This window comes from Pseudomonas sp. HP_14 (genome assembly GCF_055283875.1).
On sequence record NZ_JBTOQI010000003.1, the window covers coordinates 197,309 to 210,492 of the forward strand.

The window sequence follows — 13,184 nt, forward strand, 5'->3', positions numbered from 1 at the left end:
TTCAGTCTCCAAGCGGCAAGCCGTCTTCACCGCCGCGGTAGTCATCGAGGGCGAGCTTGATGCGTCGCAGCCGTTCCTGATTGTCTTCCGGGGCGAGCAGGGCGAGTTCGGTCGCCAGCACATCAATGGTCAGCAACATGCCGTAGCGTGCTGCTGTGGGTTTGTAGATGAAATTGGTTTCGGCAATCTGTAGCGGCAACACCACGTCGGCGAGTTGGCCCAGCGGCGAGTCGGGCAGGGTAATCGCGAGGATTTTTGTGCCGTAGCTGCGAGCCAGTCGGGCCGCTTCCAGCAGTTCCGGGGTTCGACCACTGAGGGAGCAGGTAATCACGCTGTGTTCCGGGCCGAGCGTTGCTGCGATCAGGCGCATCATCACCGGGTCACGGCAGGCGGCAATGGGATAACCCAGGCGCACCAGACGTGTCTGCAATTCTTCACTGCACAGGCTGGAACAGCCGCCCATGCCGAATGCATGGATCATCCGCGCCGTGCTGAGCAGTTCGATGGCGGCGGCGAAACGCGACTCGTCAAACCCTGCAAGATGCTGACGCAGGGTTGCTTCGATATCGCCGACGATCTGCGTAAAAAATGCCGATTGCTCAGGGGCTTGCTCAGGATTGAGGAAGCGATTGCCGACTGTACTGGCTTGCGCCAATTGCAGGCGCAAGTCGCGCAGGTCCCGGCAACCAATGTTGCGGGCAAAGCGCGAGAGTGTTGCGCTGCTGACTTCCGCCCGGCTGGCCAGCTCATCAAGGCTGGCACTGGCGGCAAATGCAACGTCGCTGAGGATCAGTCTGGCAATCCGGCTTTCGCCAGCGCTGAGTGAATCCTGGCGCGCGCGGATCTGGTAAAGAATGTCCACTCAGAGCACCTGCGCCAGACCCAGGGTCAGGGCGAATGCCACGATGGAAATCAACGTCTCCAGCACCGTCCAGGTTTTGAAGGTTTGCGCCACAGTCATGTTGAAGTACTCCTTGATAAGCCAGAAACCACCGTCGTTCACGTGGGAAAAGATCACTGACCCCGCGCCTGTCGCCAGCACCAGCAATTCCGGATGGGGATAGCCAAGGCCCAACGCAACCGGCGCAACAATCCCGGAGGCGGTGGTCATGGCGACCGTTGCGGAGCCAGTCGCGACGCGCATGAGTGCGGCGAACAGCCAGCCCATGAGCAGCGGTGACAGGTGAAACTCTTGAGCCAGACCGACGATTTCGTTGGTCACGCCACTGTCGATCAGGATCCGGTTCAAACCGCCGCCAGCACCGACCAGCAGCGTGATGCTCGCCGTGGGTGCCAGGCATTCGTTGGTGAATTTCAGAATCGAATCGCGATTGAAGCCCTGCGCGATACCCAGCGTCCAGAAGCTTAGCAAGGTGGCCAGCAGCAGGGCGATGACCGAGTTGCCGATGAACAGCAGGAAGCTGTTGAAGCCACTGCCTGGCGTACTGATCAGGTTAGCCCAGCCACCCAGCAGCATGAGGAAGACTGGTAGCAGAATAGTGGTCATGGTCAAGCCGAAACTTGGCAGCTTTTCACGTGGCTCACGATCCAGGAACTGCTTGCCCAGAGGGTTCTCGGCGGGTAACTGGATGCGCGGCACGATGAATTTTGCATACAGCGGACCCGCGATAATCGCGGTCGGAATGCCGATCAGAATCGCATAGAACAAGGTTTGTCCGACCGACGCCTGGTAGGCCTGAACCGCCAGCATTGCCGCAGGGTGGGGCGGGACCAGCGCATGGACCACCGACAGGCCCGCTACCATCGGCAGCCCGACCATCAGGATCGAAACGCCGACCCGGCGTGCGACGGTGAAAGCGATCGGCACCAGCAGTACGAAGCCGACCTCAAAGAACAACGGCAGCCCTACCAGAAAGGCAATGCAGACCATCGCCCAATGGGCATTACGCTCGCCGAAACGATCAATCAGGGTTCGCGCGACCTGCTCGGCGCCCCCGGATTCGGCCATCATTTTGCCAAGCATGGTACCCAGCGCTACCACCAGCGCAATGTGTCCCAGCGTCTTGCCGACACCGGCCTCATAAGAGGCGACCACGCCACTGGCGGGCATCCCGGCGACCAGCGCCAGACCGACAGAAATCAGGGTGATGACAATGAACGGGTTCAGGCGATAGCGGGCTATCAGAACGATCAATGCAATGATCGCGACGGCGGCGTAAACCAACAGCGAAAGACCAGCGGACGGCGGCATAGAGCGGTTCCTTGCAGAGAATGGAAGTCGAATGGCTCAGCACGGACTGAATCGTCAGTGAGGAGGCGTTTCGGAAAAAACCGGCAGAGGTATCGCTAAAGGTTTGTACGCTGGAGCAAGGGAAGGGCAACGGCGATCACAGGTCATCATTATTTTTATCTCTGTTTTCGTGATGAAAATAAATTACACGAATGCAAAAACAAAAATCAATATATGAAAATAGTTTTCTAGCTGGGCTGTTTTGATGATGAGTATGTGGGAGCAGAGCTTGCTCGCGATAAGGCTGCAAACGATTAGCCTGAAACCTGCGGCGTCCTTGGCAAGCTCTGCGCCTGTCAAACCAAATGCAATTAGCTGATTTGGAATGCTTGTTGTAGGAGTGAGCTTGCTCGCGATAGCGCCAGGTCAGACGGTAATTCCTCAACAGGTCTACCGTTATCGCGAGCAAGCTCACTCCTACAGGTCCGTGTTTATTGCGCGACGGGGGCGCTCCTGCAGGATTGCGCCACCTAAAATTCATGAGGCAGACAAATGCTTTGTCTACCCACTAAACCGCTCTCGGTAAGCCATCGGCGTCACTCCCAATCCGCGTAAAAAACTCCGCCGCATCGTCTCTTCACTGCCGAACCCACACCTGGCTGCGACACGTTTGACGGGCTGCGAACTGTCCGCCAACAAACGTCGGGCCGCTTCGACGCGCAGTTGCTCAATGGCTTTGGCCGGGGTGATGCCGGTTTGCGCGCGGTAATGGCGGACAAAGCTGCGCTCACTCATGCCCATCCGCGCGGCCAGCGATGTGACGCTGAGGTCGCTGGTCAGGTTTTCGATAATCCAGCCATGCAGATCGGCAAAGCGTGCGTCGTCAGTGGTGCTTGCATGCTGCATCGACAGGGTTGCGCTGAATTGCGACTGGCCACCCGGTCGCTTGAGGAACACCACCAGATGCCGAGCGACCGCCAGCGCCAAGGCGTGGCCCAGATCCTCTTCGACCAATGCCAACGCCAGATCAATGCCTGCCGTGACGCCGGCCGAGGTCCAGAATCCATTGTCGTTGATGAAGATCGGGTCAGGGTCGACTTGCAACGCCGGATAGCGGCGGGCCAGAGCCTCGCAGCTGTCCCAGTGAGTCACCACACGACGACCGTCGAGCAAGCCGGTTGCGGCGAGCAGAAATGCGCCGCTGCACACCGAGGCGACCCGTCTGCTGGCACTGGCTCGTTCGTGCAGCCACTGCATCAATTCAGCATCGTTGGCAGCCAGTTGTACGCCACGTCCCCCGGCCACGATTAATGTATCGCTGTGCTCACTGGCAGGTGGCAGTGGCCAGGTCAATAAACCCAGCCCCGCCGAGGACTCTACCGCCTGCTCCTGTGTGGCGATGACTTTAAGGTGATAAGGCGTCGGCAAGCCTTGCTGCTGGGTCTGAAGATTGGCTGAGGCAAAAACCTGCAGGGGGCCGCAGACGTCCAGAATCTGAACATCGGGAAACGCCAGGATATGTACGGCTCTGGGTTGATCAGTCATGAACGTTATCCACGAATGTTTGGCGTGAAAGGTGGGGTGTATGGCGTATCCGCCAAAGCCTAAATGGCTACAGTGCTTGCGTCTACCCAAACTTCAGGCGAATTTCAGATGACGTTACATATCGGCTTATTCGTATTTCCCAAGGTGCAACAGCTGGATCTGACCGGCCCTTACGACGTGTTCGCCACGCTGCCTGGCGTCAGCGTGCATCTGATCTGGAAGGACCGCGATACGTTGTTCTCCAGCACCGGTTTGCAACTTACGCCCACTCAGACTTTCGCGGAGTGCCCGCCACTGGACGTACTGTGTATTCCGGGCGGGCAGGGTATTGATGCGTTGCTGGAGGATGAAGAAACCTTGGCGTTCATCCGCAAACAAGCGAAGACCGCCAAATACCTGACCTCGGTGTGCACGGGGGCTCTGGTACTAGGCGCCGCCGGTCTACTGGAAGGCAAGCGCGCAACAACTCACTGGGCGTCGCATGACTTGCTGATGAGTTTTGGTGCTATCCCGGTGCATGAGCGAGTGGTGCGCGACGGCAATCTAATGACCGGTGGCGGGGTAACCGCGGGGATTGATTTTGCCCTGACGCTGGTCAGCGAATTGTTCGGAGAGGTACAGGCTCAGACCGTGCAGTTGCAATTGGAGTACGCGCCAGCACCGCCTTTTGATGCCGGGCATCCGCTGACCGCCCCGTCTGAAGTATTGGCCCTGGCGACCGAGCGAGCCCGGAACTCCATGGCGCAACGTCGTGCAATCGTGGCGCGTATTACAACGAAGCCTTGAACGCCTTATTCGGTGATTTCGTACCAGCCGAGGAACATGTCCAGCGTCGATTCGATGACATTGGCTTGCTCTTCGGCGCTGAGCACGGGTTTGTTGAAGGTGACTTGCGGCCAGAAAACAAACCCCTTGAGCAGCCCGTGCATCTGAGTGGCGGCGAACGTCGGGTTTGCAGGCTTGAGGCGGCCATCGGTCTGGGCGTCGCGGATCCACACGGCGAAGGTTTCTTCACGTTCATCCAGCCGCGCGAGCCAGATCTGGGCGCGCTCGGGTGAGTGAATGGTGGCGCCCAGCGCAACTCGGGCGAGGTCGAGGCAATTAGGATCAGAGAGGGTCTGCATCTTCGCCTGCAACATGCCGCGCAATTGATCTCGCAAGGGCACGCCGCGCCGGTAGATCGAATCCGGGATTTCACCGATACGGCACCACAGCCGCTGGAGGATTTCAGCGAACAACTCTTCCTTGCTGGGGAAATGGTTATAGACCGTACGCTTTGACACCTCGGCTCGTGCCGCGATGCGATCCATGCTGGTCACTTCGAACCCGGTATCGCGAAACTCGGCAATGGCTGCCAGCACGATAGCTTCGCGTTTTCGGTCAGTGAGTCGCAGGGGAGCAGTCATAGGTCTCGCTTCAAACAAGTGTTTTGATAAAAAGTACACCCGGCAGTTTACTTGTCATCGCTGATGATGCAAGCTTAAAACTACACTGTGTAGTGTAAAACTAGGTTACACATTATCTTCCTTTTCCGCTATTGCAAAGCGGAGGCGATGATGAGCAGCGCGGCAAACTCCCGGAGTCAGCAGACCATGTCAAAGATCACAGAGAATTCGTCAGCTCAGCCTTTACCGACCCTGAAGAAGCACGAGGGGCGGTATCGCAACCCCGTGCCCATGAGTCGCATGGGCTTTTTCAAAACGCTGGGGATTTTCTGGAACATGACCTTCAAGAAACCATCGGTCACACGTCCTTCGGGGGAAATTCCAGTGCAACCATTATCGCGTCAGCAGCTCCTGGCTGCTCCGGACTACACGGTCTACCGCCTTGGGCATTCCACCGTGCTGCTGAAAATGCGTGGGGTGTTCTGGCTGACAGATCCTGTCTTTGCCGAGCGTGCCTCACCCGTGCAATGGGCGGGGCCACAGCGTTTCCATCAGCCACCCATCAGCCTTGAAGAACTGCCGCCCATCAAGGCAGTGATCCTGTCGCACAACCACTACGATCATCTTGACCATATGGCTATCAAAGCACTGGAGGCCAAGACCGAGCACTTCCTGACGCCTCTGGGGGTTGGCGATACCTTGATGGAGTGGGGCGTGCCTGCGCACAAGATCACTCAACTGGACTGGTGGCAATCTACTGAAGTGCATGGCATGCAGTTTGTCGCGACGCCTTCCCAGCACTTTTCCGGGCGCACGCTGCTGGATGGCAACCGCAGCCTGTGGGCATCGTGGGTGATGCACGATGAACATCAACGAATTTTCTTCAGCGGCGATACCGGTTATTTCGAAGGCTTCAAAACCATTGGCGAGCAGTACGGCCCGTTCGACCTGACCTTGATGGAAACCGGCGCCTACAACGTCGACTGGCCAGATGTGCACATGCAGCCCGAAGAAACCCTGCAGGCGCATATCGACCTGCGCGGGCGTTGGTTGCTACCCATTCATAACGGCACTTTTGACCTGGCGATGCACGCATGGCATGAACCGTTTGATCGCATCATTGCCCTGGCATGGGAAAAGAATGTCTCAATCACCACGCCACAAATGGGCCAGCCGTTTTACGTGCAATACCCGTGTCGCGGCAACGCGTGGTGGCTGGGTATGGAAGGTGTGCGGGAAGTGCCGCTGGAAGATAATCGCGGTTTTCAATACGTGCGGCGCGATGCTTGAGGCCTGGATGTACAGGCGAACTCGCTGTCACAGAAATGCGCGGAACCCTGAGGGAGCGGTGCTTGCCCGCGATGAGGTTTGAAATTATCGCGGGCAAGCACCGCTCCTACATCAGATCACTAGCATCACCCTCAGCCTTGCTTCGGATCCGCTGGCGTTCCCGGTCTTGGCTGTTCGCCTTTTTCATTCATCTGCTTGTTCTTCTCGCCCACCTTGCCGGCGTTTTCCGGCTTGTGATCAAGGTCTTCGCGGGTCGATTCCTGGTCTTTCGATTGTTCAGTCATCACGGCGTCTCTCTTGTTTGTTGTCAGTAGAGAATTGGGCAACAGTAGGCAGGTAAAGATCCGAAATGTTTTGCCGTCGGACTGGTTGATCAAAGAGTGCCTTCGTTGATATCCGAAATATCCCACAACATCTCTCGTATATTCCCGACTGACTATTAGCTCAGTGAACGGCAAAGTCCTGCGCTTTCTTTGGCCAGGGATTTGCCATGTACGGTCAATCAGTGACGTCCGCTATTTCGCTGCCGGATGACTTCACTTGGGATAAGCCTGTCGGCCTCCTACTGGATGCCATTCAGGTTAAAAACCTCCTTCGCAGTCTGTATGAGTGGTCCCAGGTCCCGGAAGCTCATGTGCTTTACAACGGCACTCGATGGGCGAGCATCAGTCAGCTTTCCCCTTGTCTCGTTCGCATACGCGATGATCAGAATCCGATACTTCAGCAATTTCTGGCCAACACTGCTGATAACTGGGGATACCTGCTTGTCAGTGACGGCTCATGGGACGAACTACTGGCCCACGTGCGCTGGTTGACCAGCATTCGTCCTGCGCAGCATGACGATATGTATTTGCGTATTTCTTCTCCTGATGTGGCGCATGCAATTTTTGCCCCGGAACACCACCCAGACGCGGAGCTTTTCGGACCCTGTCACACGGTATTGGTCACTCAGTACCCCGTACCTGGTTGGCGGCAATACCGGCGCCTCGGAGATATACCGTCAACACGGCCTGTAGAGTCTTTCACGCCCAACGACGCGCAATGGGCTGCGCTCCAGACAACTGTCTATCGCATGTCTGTCAATCAGCTCCATTCGCATATGAGCCGTTTCTTTCCGCAGTACCTGGCTGACTTATCTCCAGAGCAACGTCTTGAACGTATCCACCAGATGGTTGCATCAGCCATTGAACACGGTTTTCGAAGCCGTCGTGAAATATGGCTGTACGCCAACGTGTTCGGTTTTTTGGGCGATGAAGGGCTTCAATCCCATCCGGATATCGTGGAGCTCCTAACCAGAAAATCTGACCTGACACCCCATCAGCGTGTCGATCGAGCAGCCACTTTGGCGGCGCAGCGGAGTACCCAATGACTGACCTTCAGACCCCTCGTGGTCACTTGGCAAACCTGACGGCCAACGCGCAACACGTCGATGAACTTGACGCGGGCGGTATGTGCCCATTGATGAAACGCACCCTCCAGTTTTTGCCTCTTCGGTATGGCCTTGTAGAAAACCTTCAACCACCGAAAAGCCTCTTTGTACCGCACCATTTGCAAAGCCGGCAAACCGGTATCCGGCTGCTACGCGACGGCTATTTGTACATCGTCGATGACGCCAGCGGTTACCTGCATGAATACCGCATAGAACAAGGCTCGTTGAGCAAACTTCTATGGAAAGGAGCAGAGGTCAGCGCTGATATCCGGACTCATTCGATCGGGGAACCCGAGTTGGTATTCCCTCGGCAGAGCACATTGTATGTAGCGTATTCAGAGTTTCAGTGGACGGCATACAAGTGTTCTCAGGTCATCGCTCAATTGCCTGAGCGTGAACACTTCATGCAACGCGTCAGCCTTGAGCACGTGCAATGCGCAGATGTGGGAAAACATCTGCTGGATGAAAAGCAGGCCCGCCAATGGCTCGCCGAAACCGTTGAAACCCTGCCAATTCAAGACTTGCCTGATGGTACAAACCCGGAGGAGAGCATCCCTTACAGTTGGGAGCATGAGGCATTGTTTCGCAGTACCTGGATTGAAGAACTGACAAGCCAGGTCAACGCGGCACACAAACATGATTTTCTGTTTCTAGTGGTTCGCGATGATATCGGCATCATGCTCGATCTGGCGGCGGCGCAACTCAAACTGGCTGACTGGATCGGCCGGTGGAGCGAGGATGAAAACACTCAGCATCAATACCTGACGGGCGCTTACATCCAGGCCATGTATGAGGTGAATCAGAAGCGTCTTGAAAAGCTGGGCAGTGTGGACCCGCGCTACGAAGCACTCATCGACGATACCAATGACGCCGAGCGGGAAAAGCTCTACGAATACCTGCGTGTGAAGCGCGACTATCGCGGTCCGGCAATCTTCGGTGACGAGCAAAGCTGGCGCTATCAGGCGCAAAACAACCCGCTGGCCAAGGCCACAGTGGAACTCCTCGACACTCTCGGACAATCGCGTTGGGAAACTCATCGTCCGGCAATCAACGACCTTGAAGTGGATACCTGGCATGCGCTGGGTGGCAAGGAAATCGGCGAGCGGGGCATTGATCAACTGGTGCATCGTGAGGCGATGCAACGCTTCATGCTCAAGCAACAGGCATTACTGAGTCATTGGCACGGCCAGCTCAAGCGTGTCCGTGCCGACCGCCTGAAAATGATTATCGAAGGTCATTTTCACCGTGCTGCCTGGTATTACGATTTCAACCAGAGCGAGCAGATTCAGCATCGGTTGGAGCGAGAGTTCAACTGCGTGGCGGCGATCTGTGACGATGAGGCGTCCGTTCGGCAACTGCACGACTATCTGGAGAAAAACCCGCTGGTCCAGATTCCGGGTCTCGACACCTTGAATCTGGCAGACCAAACCGACGTGCAGAAAAAGCTCGCCGAGCTGAGTAACTTCAGCATCAAGCTCAGCGACGCCCCAGCGGTGGTTCGCGACATGGATTTACTGGCCAATCAGTTCAACAGCCTGATGCGTCAGAGGTTGCCTGACTTCGACAATCTGAATACTCAATTTACGGGTTTGAGAAGCTTGTTGGGGAATGCTTATGATCCGGCGCGACAGATGGAAATGGCCCATCAATTTGATCTTATTCGAAGAGATTTCCACAGCAATGGGTCAATCGATCCAAACAGTTTTATTCGTAAAATCGGTTCCGTAGCCCGGCTGCGCTTGCTCAGTGCCTATGCGTCCAGTGGACTGCAGCTACGCATCGCTTCCACCTCCGAGTACGATCAATTTGATCGTGATCGCCGCTCAGCGCTGACCCTTCGAAACGAGATGAAGGAACTATATAAAGAACGTCGCGAATTGCTCAAGTACAAAACTAATGACGCAGATCCGTTGGGCTATCGCATGCGGATTAACGAGCATATTGGTGCTCTCCAGTATCAACTGGCCCCTATTGAGGAGCGCCTGAGTCTGGCATTGACCCCCGGTGGTGGTGCAGGGAAGTTCGGGCTGGTGCTCGGAAATATGGACCCCCAACTTTTGGAAGAGATGCAGCGTACTGTAAGCGACTATCGAAGGACTGGGACCTTTAAGGAGTCGATACGTGGGTTGTTGACGTCGAAGGGGGATCAGATTGCAGCGGTGCTGTTTTTGATTCAAACAATTAAATTTATTGAGGTTTATTCAAAGATCTCATCGAAAGAAGACCTCGGGTGGAGAGACCTAATTGATTTAACAGAAGCAGGAATTACCATGTCATCTGCTGGTTTTGCAGCTATTCAAGGTATATCGATTAACGTGCTGCAAGCCCATATCAACCAGAGGTACAGTGCAAGCGGCAAGCTCGATACTTTGGGTCGCTTGGGTAAGTGGTCTGCATTCACCGGTTTGGGCGCTTTTGGTTTCGGGCTAACTGCCGCATCTTTTGATTTCGGTAAACATACTAAACAGTGGGCCAACGCATTGGCAGAAGGTGACGGCAAAAAACTCGCCGCGACCTCACTGCAAATGAGTGGCGACATAGTATTGGTTGGAACAAACTTTCGAGCGTTGAATCAGACCTATGACATCACCCGTACCATCTTCCAAAAGCCTGCACAATTACGTGCGTTGGCCTGGGCACAACACAGTTCCTCGCTGGTCGGCATTGCCGCCAGAGCAAATTTGATCGGTATCGCTGTCACCGCCCTTCAGCTTTCCGGGGAGGCGTTGTACAACTACTTCAATCTCGACTCACTGAAAAAATGGGTTCGCGGCAGCATCTGGGGGCGAGAGAATCTTGGCCTTAGTCTCGATGAAAGCTGGGGGAAACTGGCCGGGATCGTTCAGCAGCCATTATGCGAATTGGTGCGTACCCGGCACAGTGTCGAGTTGCGGCTGACCTTTCCGGGCATCCGCAGTGCGGACCTGGAGCGTCGCAACGTGTGGATCGAAGCTCATCAGCGCCAGAGGGATCCGGGCCTTTCACGGGGGCTGCAAAATCCTGTTTATTGGTCGAAATGTACCGAGGTATTGGTAAGCCAGTTGAGGCGTGTTGATCGTCCTGATGCGGCGCTTGTTTTGTGTCTGGATCTGCGCCCCTTGATGACGGACCACTTCGGGCTGGCCCTGGCGGTCAGCTATGAGCTTGAAGAGCACCGCACTATCAGTCACCGCTCTACCTTTTACGTGGTGGATTTGCATCGCAGGTTGATCGAGGATCGTTGGCAGGAGCGAATTGGCACTTTTGCCTACAAAGCAGAAACAGAAGAGTTGAGGCAACTTAAGCCCTCAGAGCCCTGGCTGCTTAGGAATATTGATCTGGTAAAGCCTGATGCTAGGTAAACTGTTTACACGCAAAGCCGACGGCCCGCCGCTATCGGCTCCTGATTTAAATACCTTGCGACCCAAAGTCGGTGAAGTTCGCAAGACGTCTTTTGAGGAAACGCTATATCTTGCTCCTTTGCCTGTCTATACCGGTCAGTTGTCAGTGAGTATTCATGATTTCTCGGAGGTGAATGACGTATATCTGCAAGTTGGTGGAAGTAATAGAGGCATGGTGTGGCAAGGTAAGTTGCTAGCATGGGTTATCTGGTTGGTTATCACGGTTGTGGTTTTCTTGCCTGTTATTCTTGCCTCTGGTACTTATTTCTTTACTCCCGAGGGTTCGAAAAATACTTTTGCTAACGATTTATGGTTATTTTTCCAAGTTTTTGGGGGCTTTGGTTTAGTTTGGGGGATATGTGTTATCGGAACTTGCGTACACACCACAATTTCTCAAACCCGCGAACAAGCCCGACAATACCCCCTGCGCTTCAATCGTCAGCGTCGAGAAGTCTGCTATGTCAGCAGCGATACCCACGAAGTCCTGATAGTGCCTTGGGAAAAGGTAACCGCCTGGGTGTCGCAAGGAGAGGTGGTTAGCCAATACGGGGCCACGGTTTTCTTTACCTTTGGTCTTGCGCTGGAAAATGAAGAGACGGAAATGGTACAGCCTTTGTTGCTTGGCAAACCCAGCCAGGCCCACGCCATAGGGACCTGGGAAGCTATTCGGCAATATATGGAGCATGGGGTGCCTGAGGATAAATACGACGTATGGCAACGTCTTTCCCATGGTCGCGCCTATACGGAATATGAGCTTCGTCCTTATGAGGGCCTGCATACTTGGGAAGTCGAAAAACTGTTGAAAGAGGAAGAAGGGGGCCTGCACTGCAGCTTCAGCGATGAGCGCCGTGCTGAGATCGGCTTCTCCCCGCGCACTCGCTGGCCCCTGCGCCGCTGGTATATCTGGCGTGTACTCAGCTTCTGGAAAATGCCCTATATGATTGCCGAATGGGGCCATAAAGCGGGCACTCCGTATATCCCGGAAAAAGTCCGCGAGTGGTCAGCGCCTATTCCTCCAGATCAATGGGCCAAACCCAGCCCGGAACTGCAACGAGCTACAAAAATTGTTGAGCAGGCCATGAACAGGAAAAAGAACAAGCTGGACTTTCGCGCTGCTTGCCTGCTGATCGAAAGCAAGAGTTGACTTAATGTTCAGTAAACTGTTCAAACGTAAAGCAGAACCTGTGCGGCCGTCGGCTCATGACTTAGATACCTTACGACCCAAAGCAGGTGAAGTACGCAAAACGGCTATCGAGGAAACCTTGTATCTTGCTCCTTTGCCTGTCTATACCGGTCAGTTGCCAGCGAGTATTCATGATTTCTCGGAGGTGAATGACGTATATCTGCAAGTTGGTGGAAGTAATAGAGGCATGGTGTGGCAAGGTAAGTTGCTAGCATGGGTCATTTGGATTGCAATCATTATTCTGATTGGATTACCTGTCTGGATTGCGACTTTTATTTATTTTTTAGGAGTGGAGAGCCCCAGCAACACGTTCTCCAGAGTTTTAATTTTGGGTCTTCAGGTTACCTGGACCTATTGTCTGCCGGGGGTATGTCTGATGGTTGGAACTTGCGTCCACACGACAATCTCCCAAACCCGAGAACAAGCAAGACAGTACCCATTACGCTTCAATCGTCAGCGTCGAGAAGTCTGCTATGTCAGCAGCGATACCCACGAAGTCCTGATAGTGCCTTGGGAAAAGGTAACCGCCTGGGTGTCGCAAGGAGAGATGGTTAGCCAATACGGGGCCACGGTTTTCTTTACCTTTGGTCTTGCGCTGGAAAATGAAAAGACGGAAATGGTACAGCCTTTGTTGCTTGGCAAACCCAGCCAAGCCCACGCCATAGGGACTTGGGAAGCTATTCGGCAATATATGGAGCATGGGGTGCCTGAGGATAAATACGACGTATGGCAACGTCTTTCCCATGGTCGCGCCTATACGGAATATGAGCTTCGTCCTTAT

At 54.8% G+C, this 13,184-nt stretch carries 11 protein-coding genes; 6 read left to right on the plus strand and 5 right to left on the minus strand.

Translation table 11 applies throughout. The features are described from left to right. Position 1 precedes the first annotated feature (1 nt). The 3 genes from ACYASS_RS04065 to ACYASS_RS04075 form a co-directional block, all read right to left on the minus strand. Entirely contained in the window at positions 2 to 862 is an 861-nt protein-coding gene (locus ACYASS_RS04065; RefSeq protein WP_463585186.1) for a MurR/RpiR family transcriptional regulator, read from the minus strand. Then, the gene (locus ACYASS_RS04070; RefSeq protein WP_463585187.1) at positions 863 to 2,212 is read right to left on the minus strand and encodes a GntT/GntP/DsdX family permease; all 1,350 of its coding nucleotides are present in this window, start codon (positions 2,210 to 2,212) and stop codon (positions 863 to 865) included. It abuts the gene before it with no gap. Positions 2,213 to 2,752: 540 nt separating this feature from the next. Then, positions 2,753 to 3,736, minus strand: coding sequence for a GlxA family transcriptional regulator (locus tag ACYASS_RS04075; RefSeq protein ID WP_463585188.1), 984 nt, complete (start codon positions 3,734 to 3,736; stop codon positions 2,753 to 2,755). 108 nt (positions 3,737 to 3,844) lie between these two features. Here ACYASS_RS04075 and ACYASS_RS04080 point away from each other — a divergent pair, with 108 nt between their 5' ends. Beyond that, positions 3,845 to 4,522 carry a DJ-1/PfpI family protein gene (locus ACYASS_RS04080; protein WP_463585189.1) on the plus strand — a complete coding sequence of 226 codons (678 nt, stop codon included), beginning with the start codon at positions 3,845 to 3,847 and terminating at the stop codon, positions 4,520 to 4,522. 5 nt (positions 4,523 to 4,527) lie between these two features. Here the strand turns inward: ACYASS_RS04080 and ACYASS_RS04085 are convergent, their stop codons facing one another. After that, entirely contained in the window at positions 4,528 to 5,142 is a 615-nt protein-coding gene (locus ACYASS_RS04085; protein WP_463585190.1) for a TetR/AcrR family transcriptional regulator, read from the minus strand. Between the two features lie 186 nt (positions 5,143 to 5,328). Between ACYASS_RS04085 and ACYASS_RS04090 the strand changes: the two genes are divergently transcribed. Next, positions 5,329 to 6,411: an MBL fold metallo-hydrolase gene (locus ACYASS_RS04090; RefSeq protein ID WP_463585191.1), complete on the plus strand. Its 1,083-nt coding sequence runs from the start codon at positions 5,329 to 5,331 to the stop codon at positions 6,409 to 6,411. Positions 6,412 to 6,542: 131 nt separating this feature from the next. Here the strand turns inward: ACYASS_RS04090 and ACYASS_RS04095 are convergent, their stop codons facing one another. Further along, positions 6,543 to 6,695: a hypothetical protein gene (locus ACYASS_RS04095; RefSeq protein WP_463585192.1), complete on the minus strand. Its 153-nt coding sequence runs from the start codon at positions 6,693 to 6,695 to the stop codon at positions 6,543 to 6,545. A gap of 206 nt (positions 6,696 to 6,901) precedes the next feature. Between ACYASS_RS04095 and ACYASS_RS04100 the strand changes: the two genes are divergently transcribed. The 4 genes from ACYASS_RS04100 to ACYASS_RS04115 all read left to right on the plus strand — a co-directional run. Further along, positions 6,902 to 7,780, plus strand: coding sequence for a DUF4123 domain-containing protein (locus ACYASS_RS04100; RefSeq protein WP_463585193.1), 879 nt, complete (start codon positions 6,902 to 6,904; stop codon positions 7,778 to 7,780). Then, on the plus strand, positions 7,777 to 11,181 hold the full coding sequence (locus tag ACYASS_RS04105; protein ID WP_463585194.1) for a toxin VasX: 3,405 nt from the start codon (positions 7,777 to 7,779) through the stop codon (positions 11,179 to 11,181). The genes ACYASS_RS04100 and ACYASS_RS04105 overlap by 4 nt, the downstream gene beginning before the upstream one ends. Beyond that, on the plus strand, positions 11,171 to 12,364 hold the full coding sequence (locus ACYASS_RS04110; RefSeq protein ID WP_463585195.1) for a DUF6708 domain-containing protein: 1,194 nt from the start codon (positions 11,171 to 11,173) through the stop codon (positions 12,362 to 12,364). Before ACYASS_RS04105 ends, ACYASS_RS04110 begins: the two co-directional genes overlap by 11 nt. Before the next feature lie 4 nt (positions 12,365 to 12,368). After that, the coding region (locus ACYASS_RS04115) for a DUF6708 domain-containing protein (protein WP_463585196.1) at positions 12,369 to 13,184 on the plus strand (816 nt) is incomplete at its 3' end.

Excerpts from the sequence above, each read along its gene's own strand:
- ACYASS_RS04080 (WP_463585189.1), top strand. The coding sequence starts at position 3,845 with ATGACGTTACATATCGGCTTATTCGTATTTCCCAAGGTGCAACAGCTG.
- ACYASS_RS04110 (WP_463585195.1), top strand. The coding sequence starts at position 11,171 with ATGCTAGGTAAACTGTTTACACGCAAAGCCGACGGCCCGCCGCTATCG.
- ACYASS_RS04100 (WP_463585193.1), top strand. The coding sequence starts at position 6,902 with ATGTACGGTCAATCAGTGACGTCCGCTATTTCGCTGCCGGATGACTTC.
- ACYASS_RS04095 (WP_463585192.1), bottom strand. The coding sequence starts at position 6,695 with ATGACTGAACAATCGAAAGACCAGGAATCGACCCGCGAAGACCTTGAT.
- ACYASS_RS04105 (WP_463585194.1), top strand. The coding sequence starts at position 7,777 with ATGACTGACCTTCAGACCCCTCGTGGTCACTTGGCAAACCTGACGGCC.
- ACYASS_RS04085 (WP_463585190.1), bottom strand. The coding sequence starts at position 5,142 with ATGACTGCTCCCCTGCGACTCACTGACCGAAAACGCGAAGCTATCGTG.
- ACYASS_RS04090 (WP_463585191.1), top strand. The coding sequence starts at position 5,329 with ATGTCAAAGATCACAGAGAATTCGTCAGCTCAGCCTTTACCGACCCTG.
- ACYASS_RS04075 (WP_463585188.1), bottom strand. The coding sequence starts at position 3,736 with ATGACTGATCAACCCAGAGCCGTACATATCCTGGCGTTTCCCGATGTT.
- ACYASS_RS04070 (WP_463585187.1), bottom strand. The coding sequence starts at position 2,212 with ATGCCGCCGTCCGCTGGTCTTTCGCTGTTGGTTTACGCCGCCGTCGCG.